General features: G+C 74.8%; 15 protein-coding genes and 1 pseudogene. 7 read left to right on the top strand and 9 right to left on the bottom strand.

Annotated features, from left to right (window positions below):
- Positions 1–107: 107 nt before the first annotated feature.
- Genes ABT238_RS08635 through ABT238_RS08620 form a run of 4 tightly spaced genes read right to left on the bottom strand, consistent with a single transcriptional unit; the run spans position 108 to position 4,115 of the window.
- Complete coding sequence (locus ABT238_RS08635) at positions 108–1,214, bottom strand: ROK family glucokinase (protein WP_502891413.1); 1,107 nt, start codon at positions 1,212–1,214, stop codon at positions 108–110.
- A complete protein-coding gene (locus ABT238_RS08630) occupies positions 1,211–2,068 on the bottom strand; it encodes an ATP-binding cassette domain-containing protein (protein WP_350756208.1) in 858 nt (285 codons plus the stop codon). Before ABT238_RS08630 ends, ABT238_RS08635 begins: the two co-directional genes overlap by 4 nt.
- On the bottom strand, positions 2,065–3,105 hold the full coding sequence (locus ABT238_RS08625) for an ABC transporter permease (protein ID WP_350560648.1): 1,041 nt from the start codon (positions 3,103–3,105) through the stop codon (positions 2,065–2,067). Before ABT238_RS08625 ends, ABT238_RS08630 begins: the two co-directional genes overlap by 4 nt.
- Complete coding sequence (locus ABT238_RS08620; RefSeq protein WP_502884140.1) at positions 3,102–4,115, bottom strand: substrate-binding domain-containing protein; 1,014 nt, start codon at positions 4,113–4,115, stop codon at positions 3,102–3,104. The genes ABT238_RS08625 and ABT238_RS08620 overlap by 4 nt, the downstream gene beginning before the upstream one ends.
- 373 nt (positions 4,116–4,488) lie before the next feature.
- On the opposite strand from ABT238_RS08620, the gene ABT238_RS08615 reads away from it, so the two are divergent.
- Complete coding sequence (locus tag ABT238_RS08615; protein WP_350560652.1) at positions 4,489–5,625, top strand: alpha/beta hydrolase; 1,137 nt, start codon at positions 4,489–4,491, stop codon at positions 5,623–5,625.
- A 61-nt stretch (positions 5,626–5,686) separates the two neighbouring features.
- Here the strand turns inward: ABT238_RS08615 and ABT238_RS08610 are convergent, their stop codons facing one another.
- On the bottom strand, positions 5,687–7,273 hold the full coding sequence (locus ABT238_RS08610; protein WP_350560654.1) for a PucR family transcriptional regulator: 1,587 nt from the start codon (positions 7,271–7,273) through the stop codon (positions 5,687–5,689).
- 324 nt (positions 7,274–7,597) lie between these two features.
- On the opposite strand from ABT238_RS08610, the gene ABT238_RS08605 reads away from it, so the two are divergent.
- From ABT238_RS08605 to ABT238_RS08590, 4 genes are all read left to right on the top strand, one after another.
- Positions 7,598–8,485, top strand: a complete 888-nt coding sequence (locus ABT238_RS08605) for an FAD binding domain-containing protein (RefSeq protein WP_350756206.1) — start codon at positions 7,598–7,600, stop codon at positions 8,483–8,485.
- Complete coding sequence (locus ABT238_RS08600; RefSeq protein WP_350560658.1) at positions 8,482–8,970, top strand: (2Fe-2S)-binding protein; 489 nt, start codon at positions 8,482–8,484, stop codon at positions 8,968–8,970. The genes ABT238_RS08605 and ABT238_RS08600 overlap by 4 nt, the downstream gene beginning before the upstream one ends.
- Positions 8,967–11,375: a xanthine dehydrogenase subunit D gene (gene pucD / locus ABT238_RS08595; protein WP_350756204.1), complete on the top strand. Its 2,409-nt coding sequence runs from the start codon at positions 8,967–8,969 to the stop codon at positions 11,373–11,375. Before ABT238_RS08600 ends, pucD begins: the two co-directional genes overlap by 4 nt.
- A gap of 312 nt (positions 11,376–11,687) precedes the next feature.
- Positions 11,688–12,884: an XdhC family protein gene (locus tag ABT238_RS08590; RefSeq protein ID WP_350560662.1), complete on the top strand. Its 1,197-nt coding sequence runs from the start codon at positions 11,688–11,690 to the stop codon at positions 12,882–12,884.
- Between the two features lie 24 nt (positions 12,885–12,908).
- Here the strand turns inward: ABT238_RS08590 and ABT238_RS08585 are convergent, their stop codons facing one another.
- On the bottom strand, positions 12,909–13,205 hold the full coding sequence (locus tag ABT238_RS08585) for a hypothetical protein (RefSeq protein ID WP_350560664.1): 297 nt from the start codon (positions 13,203–13,205) through the stop codon (positions 12,909–12,911).
- 178 nt (positions 13,206–13,383) lie between these two features.
- Here ABT238_RS08585 and ABT238_RS08580 point away from each other — a divergent pair, with 178 nt between their 5' ends.
- Positions 13,384–13,677 (top strand): hypothetical protein, encoded by a 294-nt coding sequence (locus tag ABT238_RS08580; protein WP_350560666.1) that lies wholly within the window; start codon positions 13,384–13,386, stop codon positions 13,675–13,677.
- Positions 13,678–13,692: 15 nt separating this feature from the next.
- On the opposite strand, the gene ABT238_RS08575 is transcribed toward ABT238_RS08580, so the two are convergent.
- Together ABT238_RS08575 and ABT238_RS08570 are read right to left on the bottom strand one after the other, a co-directional pair.
- The gene (locus ABT238_RS08575; RefSeq protein WP_350756202.1) at positions 13,693–14,361 is read right to left on the bottom strand and encodes a LysE family translocator; all 669 of its coding nucleotides are present in this window, start codon (positions 14,359–14,361) and stop codon (positions 13,693–13,695) included.
- Between the two features lie 78 nt (positions 14,362–14,439).
- On the bottom strand, positions 14,440–14,652 hold the full coding sequence (locus ABT238_RS08570; protein WP_350560670.1) for a cold-shock protein: 213 nt from the start codon (positions 14,650–14,652) through the stop codon (positions 14,440–14,442).
- Between the two features lie 145 nt (positions 14,653–14,797).
- Here ABT238_RS08570 and ABT238_RS08565 point away from each other — a divergent pair.
- Positions 14,798–15,858 (top strand): annotated as a pseudogene (locus tag ABT238_RS08565) (helix-turn-helix transcriptional regulator).
- 27 nt (positions 15,859–15,885) lie between these two features.
- Here the strand turns inward: ABT238_RS08565 and ABT238_RS08560 are convergent.
- Complete coding sequence (locus ABT238_RS08560; protein ID WP_350560674.1) at positions 15,886–16,803, bottom strand: SDR family oxidoreductase; 918 nt, start codon at positions 16,801–16,803, stop codon at positions 15,886–15,888.
- Positions 16,804–16,922: the final 119 nt, after the last annotated feature.

Raw genomic sequence — 16,922 nt, 5'->3', positions numbered from 1 at the left:
CGACGTCAACTCCGTTGTTTCACAGGAGCCATGACCCCGACAACAGTGCCGCGTCGCTACCAACGGGTAGTTGACGGCGGGCAACCGTTCGGCCGACGGCCGCACCGTCACGGCACGGCGCGCTCCACGCGGCGGCGCTTGATGGTGCGGAAGCGGCGGGCGACCTGGCGGGCGAGGTCGGCGGCGCCGACCAGGCCGGCCTCGTTGCCGAGGGCGGCGTGCACGATGCTCGCCTCCGGGCGGAAGCCGCGGCCGGTGAGGGTGCGGCGGAAGGTGTCGCGGGCCGGGCCGAGCAGCAGGTCGCCGGCCTCGGAGACGCCGCCGCCGACGACGAAGCGTCCCGGGTCCAGGGCGGCGGCCAGGTTGGCGATGCCGACGCCGAGCCAGGTGCCGACCTCGTAGAGCAGCTCGGTGGCGGTCGGGTCGCCGGCCCGGGCGGCCTCGGTGACCAGCGGGCCGGTGATGCCCTCGACGCTGCCGCCGGCCCGGGCCAGCAGCGGCTGGACCACCGGGGACTCCTCGGCGACCAGCTCGCGGGCGTCGCGCACCAGCGCGTTGCCGGAGGAGTACTGCTCCCAGCAGCCGCGGTTGCCGCACGGGCAGCGGTGGCCGCCGGGCACCACCTGCATGTGCCCGAACTCGCCGGCCAGCCCGTACTTGCCCCGGTCCACGAAGCCGTCGCGCACCACGGCGCCGCCGATGCCGGTGCCGAGGGTGAGCATCACCATGTGCTCCTCGCCCCGCCCGGCGCCGAAGCGCCACTCGGCCCAGGCGGCGGCGTTGGCGTCGTTCTCGACGATCACCGGGAACCGCAGCCGGGCGCTGAGCGCCTCCCGCAGCGGTTCGCCGCGCCAGTTGAGGTGCGGGGCGAAGAGCACGGTGGAGCGCTCGGCGTCGACCCAGCCGGCCGCGCCGATGCCGACCGCGTGCACGTCGTGCCGGTCGGCGAGCTCCAGCACCAGCTCGACGATGACGTCCTCGACCACCTTGGGGCTCTTGGACTTGTGGGGCGTGTCGGTGCGCAGCTTCTCCAGCACCTTGCCCTCGCCGTCGACCACGCCGGCGACGACCTTGGTGCCGCCGATGTCGACGCCGATGGTCGGCAGCCGCAGCAGGCCGGCGGGCAGCGCCCGGCGGCGGCGCTCGGCCCGCGGCCCGAGGCCGAGCAGGGTGGGCAGGACGGGCGGACGGGTGCCGCCGTGGGGGCTGGTCACGGCTGCGGACGCTCCTTGCCTGGGTCGAGGGGTTCGGGGGCGGAGGGACCGGCGTCGGGCCCGGGTCCGGAGCCGGGGGCCTGCGGCCGGGCCAGCTCGTGCGAGAGCTCGGCGAGGTCGGAGCCGCCCGCCATCTCGGTGGTGAGCTCCTCCAGGCCGATCTCCGAGCGGGCGTGACTGCCGGCCATCCGGCCCCGCTTGAGCAGGGTGAAGTGGTCCCCGACCAGGTACGCGTGGTGCGGGTTGTGGGTGATCAGCACCACGCCGAGTCCGGCGTCCCGGGCGGCGGTGACGTACTTGAGCACCACCCCGGACTGCTTGACGCCGAGCGCGGCGGTCGGCTCGTCCAGGATGAGCACCCTGGCGCCGAAGTGCACGGCGCGGGCGATCGCCACGCACTGGCGCTGGCCGCCGGACAGGGTGCCGATCGGGCGGTCGACGTCGGGCAGGTCGATGCCCATGTCGGCGAGCGCCCGGCGGGTGGTGGCGCGCATGCCGTCGGCGTCGATCCGCAGCCCGCCCCAGCGCTTGTACCCCTGCTCGGAGCCGAGGAAGAAGTTGCGCCAGACGGGCATCAGCGGCACCACGGCGAGGTCCTGGTAGACGGTGGCGATGCCGCGGTCCAGGGCCTTGCGCGGGGAGTCGAAGCGGACCTCCTCGCCGCCCACCGTGAAGGTGCCCTCGTCGTGCCGGTGCAGCCCGGCGATGATCTTGATCAGGGTGGACTTGCCGGCGCCGTTGTCGCCGAGCACGCAGCTGATCTCGCCGGCCCGCAGGGTCAGCGAGACGTCCTCCAGGGCGCGCACGGTGCCGTAGGTCTTGCCGACACCCCGCAGGGAGAGGAGCTCGGTCATCGGGGCCCCCGTTCGGCGCGGCGCTTGACCAGGGAGTTCAGCAGGGCGGCGAGCAGCAGCATCGCACCCAGGAAGAACTTGAACCAGTCGGGGTTCCACTGGGCGTAGATGATGCCCTTGCTGACCATGCCGAAGATCAGCGCGCCGAGCGCGGAGCCGACCACCGAGCCGTAGCCGCCGGTGATCAGGCAGCCGCCGATGACGGCCGCGACGATGTAGATCAGCTCGTTGCCGACGCCCTCGCCGGACTGCACCGTGTCGAAGGAGAACAGCAGGTGCTGGCCGAGCACCCAGGCGCCGAAGCCGACGAACAGGTAGAGCACGGTCTTCGTCCGGGCGACCGGCACCCCGACCGCGCGGGCCGCGGCCGCGTCCCCGCCGACCGCGAAGATCCAGTTGCCGAACCGGGTGCGCAGCAGCACCCAGCTGCCCACCAGCAGCAGGCCCAGCCACCACCAGACGGTGGCCTTGATCGTCAGCCCGCCGACGGTGACCTCGGAGGCGAACAGCCAGCGGCAGGAGGCGAAGCCCTCCATGTCGGAGATCGGCTTGGTGGAGACGGTGCCGGAGACCAGCTTGGTGACGCCGAGGTTGGCACCGGTCAGCATCAGGAAGGTGCCGAGGGTGACGATGAAGCTCGGCAGCTTGGTGCGCGAGAGCATCCAGCCGTTGAACAGGCCGACCGCCAGCGTGACGGCCAGCGAGACCAGCACGCCCACCCAGGTCACCGCGGTGAGCTGGTAGGAGACCATCGACGAGGTCAGCGCGGCGGTGGTGACCAGGACGCCGGCCGAGAGGTCGAACTCGCCGCCGATCATCAGCAGCGCGACCGGGACGGCCATGATCCCGATGGTGGAGGCCGCGTACAGCACGGTGCCCAGCGAGGAGACCCGCAGGAAGGGCTCGGCGACGGCGGCGAAGACCAGGAAGACCGCGGCGGCGGCGATCAGCGCGCCCAGCTCGGGCCGGGCGGCCAGCCGGCGCAGCGCGGCCGGGCGCTCCCCGCGATCGGCCGCCAGGACGTCGGAGGTGCTCACCTGGTCCCCCTCGCGACGTACTCGGCGAGGGCGTCCGCGTTGTCCTTGGTGAGGATCTGCGGGCCGGTGGCCACCGGCTTGCCGCCGCCGAGCATGTTGAGGTTGTACCGGTAGAGCCAGATCAGGTCGACGCCCTGGTAGCCCTGGAGGTAGGGCTGCTGGTCGACGGCGAAGCCGACGGTGCCCGCCTTGAGGCCGGACACCACCTGGGTGCCCAGGTCGAAGGTGTCGAGCTCGACCGGGCGGCGGGCGTCCTGGATCGCCTGCAGGCCGGTGGCCGCCATCGGGCCGGAGAGGGTGAGCACGGTGTCGATCGCCGGGTCGGCCTGCAGCTTGGCGGAGAGGGCCGCGCGGGCGTCGGGCATGTTGACGCCGTCGACGTACAGCACCTGGAAGGCGCCGCCGGCGGTGCTCCGGGCGCCGGAGCAGCGCTGCTCCTGGCCGACGTTGCCCTGCTCGTGGATCACGCACAGGACGTTCTTGCGGCCGCGGTGGGCCAGCTCGGTGCCGGCGGCCTGGCCGGCGGTGGCCTCGTCCTGGCCGATGTGGGTGAGGGCGCCGAACCTGGCGGAGTACTCCTGGCCGGAGTTGATGGTGATCACGGGGATGCCGGCGGCCTTGGCCTTGCCGAGCACGTCGGCCATCGCGTCGCCCTTGGCGAGGGTGACCAGCAGGCCGTCGACCTTCTGGTCGATGGCGGCCTGGACGAGCTGGACCTGGTTCTGGGTCTGCGCGTCGTTGGAGTACAGGAAGGTGATGTTGTCCTTCGCGGCGGCCTGCTCGGCGCCCTTGCGCACGGTGTCCCAGAAGGCGTCGCCGGCGCCCGCGTGGGTCACCATGGCGACCTTCCAGCGCGGGGTGGTGACGGCGCCGCCGGCGGCGGCCGCGGCCTTGGCGCGGGCCTCCTCGGCGCGTCTTCCTCCGGTGCTGCTGCAGCCGGCGACGGCGACCGTGAGGGCCAGGACGGCCAGCGCGGCGGCGGCGGGCCTCAGCCGGCGGACGGGACTCATGCGGGTTGTGCTCATCCCCATAGTCTCGCTTCCCCGCGGACGCGCCTTCGCACCGCCTCGCCCGGAGGGGCGATCCGTCCGGACGGTATCGTGCCCGGTGGGGCGATTCCTGGGAGTCCGCTGGGTGCGACGTCCGGAGGGGGTCCGCCGGGGTGGCAGACTAGGGCGGACCCGAAAAGGGGGAACCTCGCGCGAGCGTGATGTTCCTCTCAGGTTCCGCACAGATTCCGACGGCAACCGATCCCCGTTCCTGGCCGTCTGATGCCATTGAGGTGGCGGTCCGGGCGAGTGGGGCCCGGGCGGCTTCGAACCCGGATACGAGAACTTCATGCAACTGACAGGTACGCCATTCTTCATCTGCACGGTCGTTCTCGTGCCGATCTCCATCGCGGTGGCGATGTGGTTCTGGGGCCGGGTCAAGGGCCCCAAGCCGGTGCGCGTCCTGTCCAGGCTCGCCATGATCGTGTTCTGCCAGGTCACCGCGGTGGTCATGGTCTTCGTCATGGTCAACAACGCCAACCTGATCTACGGCAGCTGGGACGACCTGCTCGGCACCGGCAACCACGTGCGGGCGGTGCCGCCCGTCCCGCCGCAGGAGGCGGCCGCGGGCGGCGGCCAGGGCGCGGCCCCGGCGGGCGGCGGGGGCGGCGCGCCGGCGAGCGACGCGGCGCACACCCCGGCCAACCCGCCGGCCAACAAGGTGCAGCAGTCCTTCCGCGGCGTGGACGACCCGAAGGTGCCGGGCGACGTCCAGAAGACCGACCTCAAGGGCCAGCTGTCCGGCGTCGACGGCGAGGTGCTGGTCTGGCTGCCGCCGCAGTACCACGACCCGGCGTTCAAGGACAGGAAGTTCCCGGTGGTCGAGCTGATCCCCGGCTACCCGGGCTCCTCCTCCACCTGGTACGGCACGCTCAAGGTCTCCGAGCAGCTCAAGCCGCTGATGCAGCAGGGCAAGGTGGCGCCGTTCATCCTGGTCTCGCCGCGCACCCTGCTGCTGGGCAACCGCACCGACGCCGGCTGCACCGACGTGCCGGGCAAGGTCAACGCCGACACCTGGCTGACCCGGGACGTGCCGCAGATGATCCTGGACAACTTCCGGGCCGACCCCTCCGCCGACCGCTGGGCGATCGCCGGCTACTCGGCGGGCGCGCACTGCGCCGCCAAGCTCTCGCTGGCCCACCCGAACCGCTACCGGGCGGGCGTCAGCCTCTCGGGCTACAACGACCCGGCGACCGAGAAGGACTCGCTGGTCGGCAAGGACCCCGCGCTGCGCGAGGCCAACAACCCGGTCACCATCGTGAAGGGCGCCGCCCAGCCGCCGAAGGTCGCGCTGTACGTCTCGGGCAACAAGGGCGACGGCTACGAGGACGGCCAGGCGATCGCCGCCGCCGCCAAGGCGCCCACCACCGTGCAGGTGGTGGAGACCACCGGTCCGCACTCCAGCGACGTGTGGAAGGACATGGTGCCGGGCGTCTTCGAGTGGCTGACCGGCATCATCCCGGCCCAGTAGCCCGTTCGTGCGCAGCGGCCCCCGGGAGCGTGCTCCCGGGGGCCGCTCTCCGTCACGCGGCTCAGGCCAGTTCGAGGGCCAGGTAGAAGTCCACCCGGTCCTCCAGGCGGGACAGGTCGCGGCCGGTCAGCTCCTCGACGCGGCCGATCCGGTAGCGCAGGGTGTTGACGTGGACGTGCAGCTGGGCGGCGCACCTGGTCCAGGAGCCGTCCGAGCGCAGGAACGCCTCCAGGGTGCGCACCAGGTCCGCCTGGTGTTCGAGGTCGTAGGCGATCACGGTGTCCAGCAGCCGGCTGCGGAAGGCCCGGCGGACCTCGTCCGGGACGGCGGCCAGCAGCAGCACGTGCGAGGCCAGCTCCTCCGGCCCGGCCACGCGGACCCCGCCGGCCCGGGAAGCGGCGATCCGGCGGGCGTGCCGGGCCTCCTCCAGCGCCCCGCGCAGGCCGACGGCCTCCCGGGCGGGCGCCGAGACGCCGAGGGTGATCCGGCCCTCCGGGCCGAGCCCGGCCTCCAGCGGGGCCAGCAGCCCGCGCAGTTCCTCGGCGGGCAGCGGGCCCTCGGCCGCGGGCATCACCACCACCGCGCCGGTGCCGTCCCCGGCGACCAGCGCGCGGTCGCCGGCGCCGCCCAGCGCCTCCTCCAGGACGGCCCGCACCACGCCCTCGGGCAGTGCGGTGCCCTCGGCGCTGAGCACCAGCCAGGCGTCGTCCTCCTCGCGCGGCCCGGGGCCCTCGTCGCGGGCGGCCATCGCCGCGGAGGCGTAGAGGGTGCGGCTGATCTCGGCCGGGTCGGCGTCGCGCCGCAGCAGGGCGAGCACCTCGTCGGCGAGGCGGCGGCGCAGCCGGCGGCCCTCGTCGCGGCGGTGGCGCTCGGCGGCGACCAGCCGGGCGAGGTTCTCGGCGAGCTGCTGGCGCTTGCCGGTCCACTCGGTGACGTCACCGGCCACCACGAGCACCCAGTCGGCCAGCGGGGACGGCGCCTGCGGGTCGACGGGCGCGGGCAGCAGCGAGTAGGCGCCGGCCGCCAGGCGGGCCCGGTGCGGGGGGCGGCGGCGCTGGCGCTGGGCGGCCAGGTGGGCGCGGACCAGCTGGTCGCGGTCCTCGGCGGGCAGCCGGTCGGCGGGGCCGGCGATCACCGCGGCGGTCGGGGTGAGCACCCAGCAGTCGAGGTCGAGGTCGCCGCCGAGCAGGTCGAGGACGGCGTCCAGTCCGCCGCCGCCGGCCGCCGAGACCAGCAGCCGGTGCCGGTCGACGAGGGCGGCGAGGTCGGCGGCCCGGTCGGCGGAGACCTGGCGGCCGACGAACTCGGTGACGGTGCCGAAGGCGATGTCGTCGGGCACCGCGAGCAGCGGCATCCGGTGCCGGCGGCAGGCCTCGACGAGGTCCTCGGGCACCGGGCCGACCTCGGCCTCCCCGGCCGCCAGGGCGACCGCCCCGCCCGCCGCGAGGGTGCGCACGAACCGCTCGGAGTCGGCCGGGGAGCTGCGCCAGAGCATGCCGGTGAGGACCAGCTCGCCGCCGTGCAGGTACCGGCCGGGGTCGTGCAGGTCGGTCGTCATCACCCCGCTGACCTGCCGGTCCAGCTCCTCCTCGGCCGCGAGCAGACGCAGGCGCGGGGCGCCGGGGGCGAGCAGGTCACGGACACGCATCCGCGGGCTCCTTCGGGGGCTGGTGGCTGGGGTCGGGGGGCGGGGCGGCAGGAGGGGTGGGGCGGGGCGGGGATCGCGGGGCCGTGACTCGGGGACGACGGCCGGACTACGGTCGTAGGTGGGACCGCGCGGCCGGCCCGCGGCGCCGTCCCCGGCGCCGTCCCCGGCGCGGGCCCCTTGGAGGAACGTACAGGATGCCGGGCGACCGCGCGGCCGGGGCTTCATGCCATCGGTGACTGCCCGCGGCCCGGTCGCGGCGGTTCACTGTCCACACGCCCCCGACCCGCCCCGTGACCGGGACGGCGACGACGTGAGGAGGCCCGCATGGAGTTCCTTCGCCCCGCCACCTGGGACGAGGCGCTCGCGGCGAAGGCCGAACACCCGGCCGCGCTGCCCCTCGCCGGCGGCACGGACGTCATGGTCGAGCTGAACTTCGACGTGCGCCGCCCGCCCGCGGTCCTCGACCTGAACCGCGTCACCGAGCTCACCGAGTGGTCGGACGACGGCGCGGTGGTCCGGCTCGGCGCCGCCGTCCCCTACAGCCGGATCATCGCCGAGCTGTCCGGTCCGCTGCCCGGCCTGGCGCTGGCCGCCCGCACCGTCGGCTCCCCGCAGATCCGCAACCGCGGCAGCGTCGGCGGCAACCTGGGCGCGGCCTCCCCCGCCGGCGACGCGCACCCGCCGCTGCTGGCGGCCGGCCGCGACGTGTTCGTCGAGGCGGCCTCGGTGCGCGGCACCCGGCTGATCCCCATCGACGACTTCTACACCGGGGTGAAGCGCAACAGCCTGGCGGCCGACGAGCTGATCCGCGCCGTGCGGATCCCGGTCGCCGACGGCCCGCAGCAGTTCTCCAAGATCGGCACCCGCAACGCCATGGTGATCGCGGTCTGCGCGTTCGGCCTCGCGCTGCACCCGCGCACCGGCACCGTCGGCACCGGCATCGGCTCGGCCGCCCCCACCCCGCGCCGCGCCGCCGAGGCCGAGGAGTACCTGCGCGAGACGCTCGCCGGGCGCGGCCTGTGGCGAAGCGGCGAACCGCTCGGCACCGAGGTGGTCCGGCGGTTCGGCGAGCTGGTCACGGCCGCCGCCGCCCCGATCGACGACGTCCGGGGCACCGCCGACTACCGGCGGCACGCGCTCGCCGTGATGGCCCGGCGCACGCTCACCTGGGCCTGGAACGACTACCGCGAGCAGATCAGGAGCGCGGCATGAGGGTCACCTTCACCGCCAACGGCAGGCCAGTCGAGGCCGACGACGTGTGGGAGGGCGAGAGCCTGCTGCACGTGCTGCGCGAGCGCGTCGGCCTGCCCGGCTCGAAGAACGCCTGCGAACAGGGCGAATGCGGATCCTGCACGGTCTACCTGGACGGCGTGCCGGTCTGCGCCTGCCTGGTCGCGGCCGGCCAGGTGCAGGACCGCGAAGTGCGCACCGTCGAGGGCCTGGGCACCGAGGACGGCGGGCTCGGCCCGGTCCAGCAGGCCTTCCTGGACGCCGGCGCCGTCCAGTGCGGCTTCTGCACGCCCGGCCTGCTGGTGCAGACCGACGCGCTGCTGGCCCGCGACCCGCAGCCCTCCGACGCGGACATCCGCGAGGCGCTCTCGGGCAACCTGTGCCGGTGCACCGGCTACGAGAAGATCATGGACGCGGTGCGGCTGGCGTCCGCCCGGGCGTGTGCCGGCAGGGCGGTGACCGAATGAACGCGCGGACCCCCCGGGAGCGGCGGACCCCCCGGGCGCAGCGGACCGTCCAGGGGCAGAAGAACCTCCAGGCGATCCGGCAGAGCAACCGGCACGGCGTCGGCGGCTCGCCGCTGCGCCCGGACGGCGTCCTCAAGGTGCGCGGCGAGTTCGCCTACTCCTCCGACCTGTGGCACGAGGACATGCTGTGGGGCACGGCGCTGCGCTCGCCGCACCCCCGGGCGAACATCCTGTCCGTCGACGTCTCCGGCGCGCTCGCCGTGCCCGGGGTCTTCGCTGTGCTCACCCACGAGGACATCCCCGGCAGCAAGTACTACGGACTGGACGTCCCCGACCAGCCGGCCCTGGCGATCGACAAGGTCCGCTACCAGGGCGAGCCGGTCGCGCTGGTCGCCGCCGACCACCCGGAGACCGCCCGGCGCGCGGCGCGGCGGATCGAGGTCGAGTACGAGGTGCTGACCCCGATCGTCACCGAGGAGCAGTGCCTCGACCCGCGGACGTACGGGTACGTGCACGAGCCTCACGAGTACCGGTCGCACGCGCACGGCAACATCTGCCACGAGCAGCGGGTGGTCTGCGGCCTCGGCGTCACCGACGAGGTGCGGGCGCGGGCGGACGTGGTGGTCCGCGGCACCTACGAGGTGGGCATGCAGGACCAGGCCTTCCTCGGCCCGGAGTCCGGGCTGGCGGTGCCGGCCGAGGACGGCGGCGTCGACCTCTACATCGCCACCCAGTGGCTGCACGCGGACCGCCGGCAGATGGCGCCGGTGCTCGGGCTGCCGGAGGAGAAGGTCCGGCTCACCCTGGCCGGGGTCGGCGGCGCGTTCGGCGGCCGCGAGGACCTCTCGATGCAGATCCACGCCTGCCTGCTGGCGCTGCGCACCGGCCGGCCGGTCAAGATCGTCTACTCCCGGGACGAGTCCTTCTTCGGCCACGTCCACCGCCACCCGGCGCGGATGACCTACGAGCACGGCGCCACCCGGGACGGCAGGCTGGTCTACGCCGACGCCCGGATCGTGCTGGACGGCGGCGCGTACGCCTCCACCTCGCCCGCCGTGGTCGGCAACGCGGCCTCGCTCGGCCACGGCCCGTACGCGATCCCGAACGTGCGGATGCACGCCCTCGCGCTGTACAGCAACAACCCGTCCTGCGGGGCGATGCGCGGCTTCGGCGCGGTGCAGGCGGCGTTCGGCTACGAGAGCCAGATGGACCGGCTGGCCGCCGAACTGGGCATGGACCCGGTCGAGTTCCGCCGGATCAACGCGGTGCGGCAGGGCGACCGGATGCCCACCGGCCAGGAGATCGACGCGCCCGCACCGGTCGCCGAACTGCTGCGGCGGGTCAAGGACATGCCGCTGCCGCCGCCGCTGGACCCCGATGACCCCGACGTGCGGCGGCTGCCCGGCGCGCTGTCCAACACCTCGCACGGCGAGGGCATCGTGCGCGGCGTCGGCTACTCGGTCGGCATCAAGAACGTCGGCTTCTCCGAGGGCTTCGACGACTACTCCACCGCGCGGGTGCGGCTGGAGGTGATCGGCGGCGAGCCGGTCGCCCTGGTGCACACCGCGATGGCCGAGGTCGGCCAGGGCGGCGTCACCGTGCACGCCCAGATCGCCCGCACCGAGCTGGGCGTCGAGCAGGTGACCATCCAGCCCGCCGACACCGGGATCGGCTCGGCCGGTTCGACCTCCGCCTCCCGGCAGACCTACATGACGGGCGGCGCGGTCAAGCTGGCCGCCGAGGCGGTCCGGCGGGCGCTGATCGAACGGGGCCGGCGCCGCTACGGCTGGACCGGGCAGGACCTCACGCTGGCCGGCGGCAAGGTCGTCTCCGCCGCGGCCGGCCCGCTGGTCGCCGTCGCCGACCTGCTCGGCGACGACGCCATCGAGGTGACCCGCGAGTTCCGCCACCGCCCCACCACCCCCTTCGACCGGGAGACCGGGCAGGGCGTCGGCCACGTCCAGTACAGCTTCTGCGCCAACCGCGCGGTGGTCGACGTGGACGTCGAACTCGGCCTGGTCAAGGTGGTCGAGCTGAGCGCCGTCCAGGACGTCGGCAAGGCGCTCAACCCGCTCGCGGTGGTCGGCCAGATCCAGGGCGGCTGCACCCAGGCGCTGGGGCTCGCGGTGATGGAGGAGATCGTCCTGCGGGACGGGAAGGTGCGCAACGCCTCCTTCACCGACTACCTCATCCCGACCATCCTGGACACCCCGCCGATCCCGGTCGAGCTGCTCGAACTGCCGGACCCGCACGCCCCGTACGGGCTGCGCGGGGTGGGCGAGGCGCCGACCGTCTCGGCCACGCCGTCCATCGTGGCGGCCATCCGTGCCGCCACCGGCCTGGCGCTGAACCGCATCCCGGTGCGGCCCGAGCACCTGACCACCGAGCGGCCCGGGGGCCGGTAGGGGTCCGGCCGTCCTCCCGGGAGTCCGTTCCCCTTCCCGCGCCCCCTCGTTGACCGGCTGTCAGGTGCCGGCCGGGCGCGTACCGGACGCGTGCGGGCGCATACCGGGCGCGTGCCGGGCGCGTGCCGGGCCCGCCGCCGCGGGGACCGCCGCCGTGCGGGATCGTTCTCCCGTACGGCGGCGGATCACGGGCGGCACGGATCACGGGCGGCGCGGATCACCGGCAGCGCGGATCACCGGCAGCGCGGATCACGGGCAGTGCCCCGGCCCGCCCGGTTCGCCTACCCTCGAAGGCACGAAGGAGCTCCCGTCATGCAGGACATCGCCCAGCAGCTGCTGGCCTGGCACGCGTCCGGCCGCTCCTTCGCCGTGGCCACCGTGGTCGGCGTCACCGGCAGCGCCCCGCGCGACCCGGGCGCCGCGCTCGCCGTCGACGCGGACGGCGAGGCCGTCGGCAGCGTCTCCGGCGGCTGCGTCGAGGGGGCCGTCTACGAGCTGTGCCGGGCCGCCATCGCCTCCGGCGAGCCGGTGCTGGAACGGTTCGGTTACAGCGACGAGGACGCCTTCGCCGTCGGCCTGACCTGCGGCGGCGCCCTGGACGTCTTCGTCCAGCCGGTCGTCCCCGGCGCCGATCCCGCGCTCGACGCCGGCATCGCGCTGGTCGCCGCCGGCACCCCCGTGGCACTCGCCCGCGTCGTCGCCGGCCCCTCCGGGCTGCTCGGCGCCACCCTCGCCGTCACCGCCGGGACCCACCACGGCGCCCTCTCCCCCGCCCCCACGGTGTCGGCCGCGCTGGAGCGGGCCGCCGTCACCGAGGCGCGCGCCCTGCTCGACGCCGGCCGCACCGGCCGGCTCGTCCTCGGCCTCGACGGACGCCCCTGCGACGAGCACGGGCGCGGCACCGTCACCCTGTTCGTCGAGTCGTACGTGCCCGCGCCCCGGATGCTGGTGTTCGGCGCGATCGACTTCGCCGCGGCCGTCGTGCGGATCGGCAAGTTCCTCGGCTACGACGTCACCGTCTGCGACGCCCGGCCCGTCTTCGCCACCGAACGGCGCTTCCCCGACGCGGACCGGGTGGTCGTCGACTGGCCGCACCGCTACCTGGACTCCCAGCTGGACCGGCTGGACGGCCGCACGGTGCTCTGCGTGCTCACCCACGACGCCAAGTTCGACCTGCCGCTGCTGGAACGCGCGCTGCGGCTGCCGCTCGGCTACGTCGGCGCGATGGGCTCGCGCCGCACCCACCGCGAACGGGTGGCCGGGCTGCGCGAGGCCGGGCTGACCGATGCCGAACTCGCCCGGCTGCGCTCCCCGATCGGCCTGGACCTCGGCGCCCGCACGCCCGAGGAGACCGCCGTCTCGGTCGCCGCCGAGATCGTCGCCCACCGGCGGGGCGGCGGCTGCCTGCCGCTCAGCGCCGGGGACGGGCCGATCCACCACGCCCTCACGGCCGGGGGTGCGGAGGAGCGGGCGACCGGCGGGGCGGCGGGCGAGCCGCACGCGGCCTGAGCGGGGCCCGGCCGGTGCGGGACCTCAGCGCACCACGTTGTAGGCCTCGCAGACCAGCGGCGGGGCGGTCGCCATCCCCACCTCGCGCAGGATCGGCAGCAGCACCGCCGCGAAGTGGTCGAAGGCCTCCCGGGACTCCCAGACGTCCGTGACGTGCCAGCCCGCGCCGTCCGGCAGCGGACCGGCCGCGTGCGTCAGCAGCCCGCGCACCGGCCAGTCCTCGGGCCGGTTCAGCCCGGTGCCGCCGGTGAGCCGGTCCACCGACTCCTCGTACTGCTCCCGGGTCACCCCGGGAAGGTCGAACACCACGATGATCGCCATGGGACGGGCTCCTGTTCCGCCGGCCGTCGTCCGGTCGTCGTCCGGACGCCTCCCAGTGCAGCCCGCGGGACGGCGCAGCGGCCAATCCGGTACCGCCGACCGGGTGAATTGCGGGCCCCGCGCGGCGGCGGGAGGCTGGAACGGAGGACTCGCCCGAGCCCGGAAAAGGGGCACCGCCATGCGCGCGCTGCTGGAGATCGAACTCGACACCCAGACGACCAACCGGGCCATCACGGACGGCGCCCTCGCGGCGAAGTTCAACCAGATCATGGCCGGCCTCAAGCCCGAGGCCGCCTACGCCTTCCCCCGGCACGGCCGGCGCTGCCAGATCGTCGTGGTCGACGTGCCCGACGAGGCGTCCATCGTCAGGATCTGCGAGCCGTTCTGGTTGGAGTTCAACGCCCACATCGACATGCACATCTGCATGGACCCGGACGATCTCCGCGAGGGCCTGAGCCGCCTGGGCCGCTGATCCCCCGGGCTCCGGTCAGTCGGAGACCGCCAGCTTCACGCCGAAGCCGACCACCACCACACCCGTCACCCGGTCCATCGCCCGGCGCGCCACCGGACGGCGCAGCCAGCCGCGCAGCGCCCGGGCGAAGGCGACCAGCACCAGCGACCAGAGCAGGCCCTCCAGCACGTGGACGCCGGTCAGGGCCACCCCGGCGGCGAAGTGCGGGGCACTCGCCGGGATGAACTGCGGCAGCATCGCGACGTAGAAGACGCCCACCTTCGGGTTGAGCAGGTTGGTCAGCAGGCCGCGCCGCCAGCCGGACGCCAGACCGCCCACCGGGGCCTTCTCCTCGTCCGGCCCTGACTCCTGCTCCCGCCCGTCCCCGGCTGCCGTTCCGTCCCCGCCCGCCGCGCCGGCCCGGGCGCGGAGCATCCCGATCCCCATCCACACCAGGTAGGCGGCGCCCGCCCAGCGCAACACCTCGTAGCCGACCTTCGAGGCGGTGAGCAGCACCGTCACGCCGGCCGAGGTGAGCGTCCCCCAGAGCAGCGTGCCGGTCTGGATCCCGAGCACCACGCCCCACGCCTGCCGCCGATGGCCCAGCGCCGAGGTGCGCAGGATGAGGGCGGTGTCCAGCCCCGGGGTGAGCGTGAGCAGGCCCACGACGAGGGCGAAGGACCAGAGGGCGGTCGTCATCTCCATGGCCCTGATCGTACGGGGGCGCGGACCGCCCGCCGGACGGGTTCTCCACCTGCGGTTCTGCGCCCGCGGCCGAGGGCCTCAGGCCGCGCGCCGCACCCGCTCGGCGACCGGGCGGCCCTCCTGCTCGGTCGGGTCGTACTCGACCCGCTCGCCCTCGGCCAGCCTCCGGTCACCGCCGGCGGACGTCAGGATCGAGTCGTAGTACACGTACAGCGGCGGGCCGTCGTCATCGGGGGTGATCAGGCCGTACCCGTGGTCGGCGTGGTAGGACTGCACGGTGCCGGTGGCCATCGGGGACTCCTCGGGTCCGTGGGGCGTGCGGGTGCGGGAACGTGCGGGGCACGGGGGCGCGAGGCCGAAACCTCCCCCGGCCACCCATGATCGGTGCTGGACCGGCCGGGCGCGCCCCGGCCCCGAGAGGGAGGACGGTCGGCGGATGCGCACGGCCCGGGCGATCTCGCTGCTCCTGCTGCTCCAGGCGCGCCGCGCCATGACCGGCGCCGAACTGGCCGCCGAGCTGGAGGTCTCCGAGCGCACGGTGCAGCGCGACGTGCTGGCACTGGCCGAGGCCGGCGTCCCCGTGTACGCCGACCGGGGGCGGGCCGGCGGCTACCGGCTGCTCGACGGCTACCGCACCCGGCTGACCGGTCTCGACCGGGCCGAGGCGGAGGTGCTGCTGCTGGCCGGCCTGCCCGGGCCGCTCGGGGCGATGGGCCTCGCCGATCCGGCCCTGGCCGCCCGGCTCAAGGTGGCCGGCGAACTCGGCGAGGCCCCCGCCGCCGGGGCCCGGCGGTTCCACCTGGACGCGCCCGGGTGGTTCCGCGACGCGCCCGTGCCGCCGCTGCTGGCCGAGGTCGCGCGGGCGGTGTGGGGCGGGTGGCTGCTGCGGGTGCGCTACCGGCGGCGCCCCGGCGCGGAGCAGGGCGGCGTCGAGCGGCTGCTGCGGCCGTACGGGCTGGTGCTGAAGGCGGGCGCCTGGTACCTGGTCGCCCGGCCGGACGGCGACGCCCGGCCGGACGGCGGTGATGGTGACGGTGACGGCGGCGGTGACGGCGGCGGTGACGGTGACGGCAGCGGTGACGGCGGCCACCGGGTGTACCGGGTCGACCGGCTGGCCGTCGCCGAACCGCTCGCCGACCGGCCGTTCGAACGCGACGAGGCCTTCGACCTCGCCGCGTTCTGGGACGCCAAGGCCGCCGGGTTCGCCCGCTCGCTGCTGCGCGAGCGCGTCACCGTCCGGATCAGCCGCACGGCCTCGACCGGCTGCCGCACCTGCTCGAACCGGTCGCCGTCCAGGAGGCGCTCGCCGCCGCCGGGGAGCCGGACGGACACGGGTGGGTGACCATCCGGCTGCCAGTGGAGTCCCTGGACGTCGGCTACGAGGAACTGCTGCGGCTCGGACCGGAGGCCGAGGTGCTCGAACCGCCGGCCCTGCGCCGACGGCTGGCCGAGGCGGCGGCCCGCGCCGCCGCGCTCTACGGCCCGCCGCAGCGGTAGCCGGCCCCAGCGCTGGCCCGGCGGTGCTCAGCGGTAGCCGGCCGGGTCCAGCGGGCCGTCCGCCGCCTCCACGTCGACCAGGTAGCGGAAGGCGTCCGGGCGGCTGCCGTCCAGGTCGGTGAAGCCGTACTCGCCGGCCAGGGCGCCGCTGGAGAACGAACCGCCGTTGAACCGCGCCACCCGCGGATCCGCGGCCAGCGCCACCACCGCCCGGCCCACGTACGCCGGCGACTCCGAGATGCCGAACTGCGGCTCGGCCGCCGTCGCCTCGCGCCAGGTCTCCTCGGTGACGCCGAAGTGCTCCAGCATCATCTCCGAACGCATCCACCCCGGCGTCAGCGCCACCGCCGTCGCCCCGCGCGGGGCCAGCTCGTGCCCCAGCGCGAAGGCCATCCGCAGCACGGCGGCCTTCGCGACGTCGTAGAAGAAGGAGTTCCGGTACCGGGTGGCGTTGTACTCGGCCGTGCCGTCGGTCATCTCCACCACCAGCCCGCCGGGGCGGCGCAGCAGCAGGGGCAGCAGGTGGTGGCTGGTGATCGCGTGCGTCTCGACGGCCAGCCGCAACAGCCGCAGACCCTTGTCCAGGTCGTGCTCCCAGACCGGGCTGTCCCAGGCGAACAGCTGCTCACCGCCCCAGATGTCGTTCACCAGGATGTCCAGCCCACCCTGCTCGGCCTCGATCCGCGCGGCCACCGCCGCCACCTCGGCGGGCACCAGGTGGTCGGCGCGCACCGCGATGCCGCGCCCGCCGGCCGCCGTCACCAGCTCCGCCGTCTCCTCCAGCGTCTCCGCGCGCCCGTACTCGCCCCGGTGGCCCTCGGCGCTGCGCCCCGTCCCGTACACCGTCGCCCCCGCGGCCCCCAACTGCACCGCGATCCCCCTCCCGGCCCCCCGGGTGGCCCCCGCCACCAGTGCGACCTTGCCCTTCAGCGGCTGCTCCGTCATTCCCTCGCCCTTCCTCGGTGCCCATGGTGTCTCCACCCGTCACCACCGATGCTCCCCCGGAATCCCGACACCTCCTGTCGGGATTGCGGGCCGATCGAGGCCGAGGAACGTATGGCAGC

It is taken from the genome of Kitasatospora sp. NPDC001527 (assembly GCF_040298605.1).
GTDB lineage: Bacteria > Actinomycetota > Actinomycetes > Streptomycetales > Streptomycetaceae > Kitasatospora.
The sequence above is the reverse complement of the archived record's forward strand: the minus strand, read 5'-3'. Positions and strand labels throughout refer to the sequence as shown.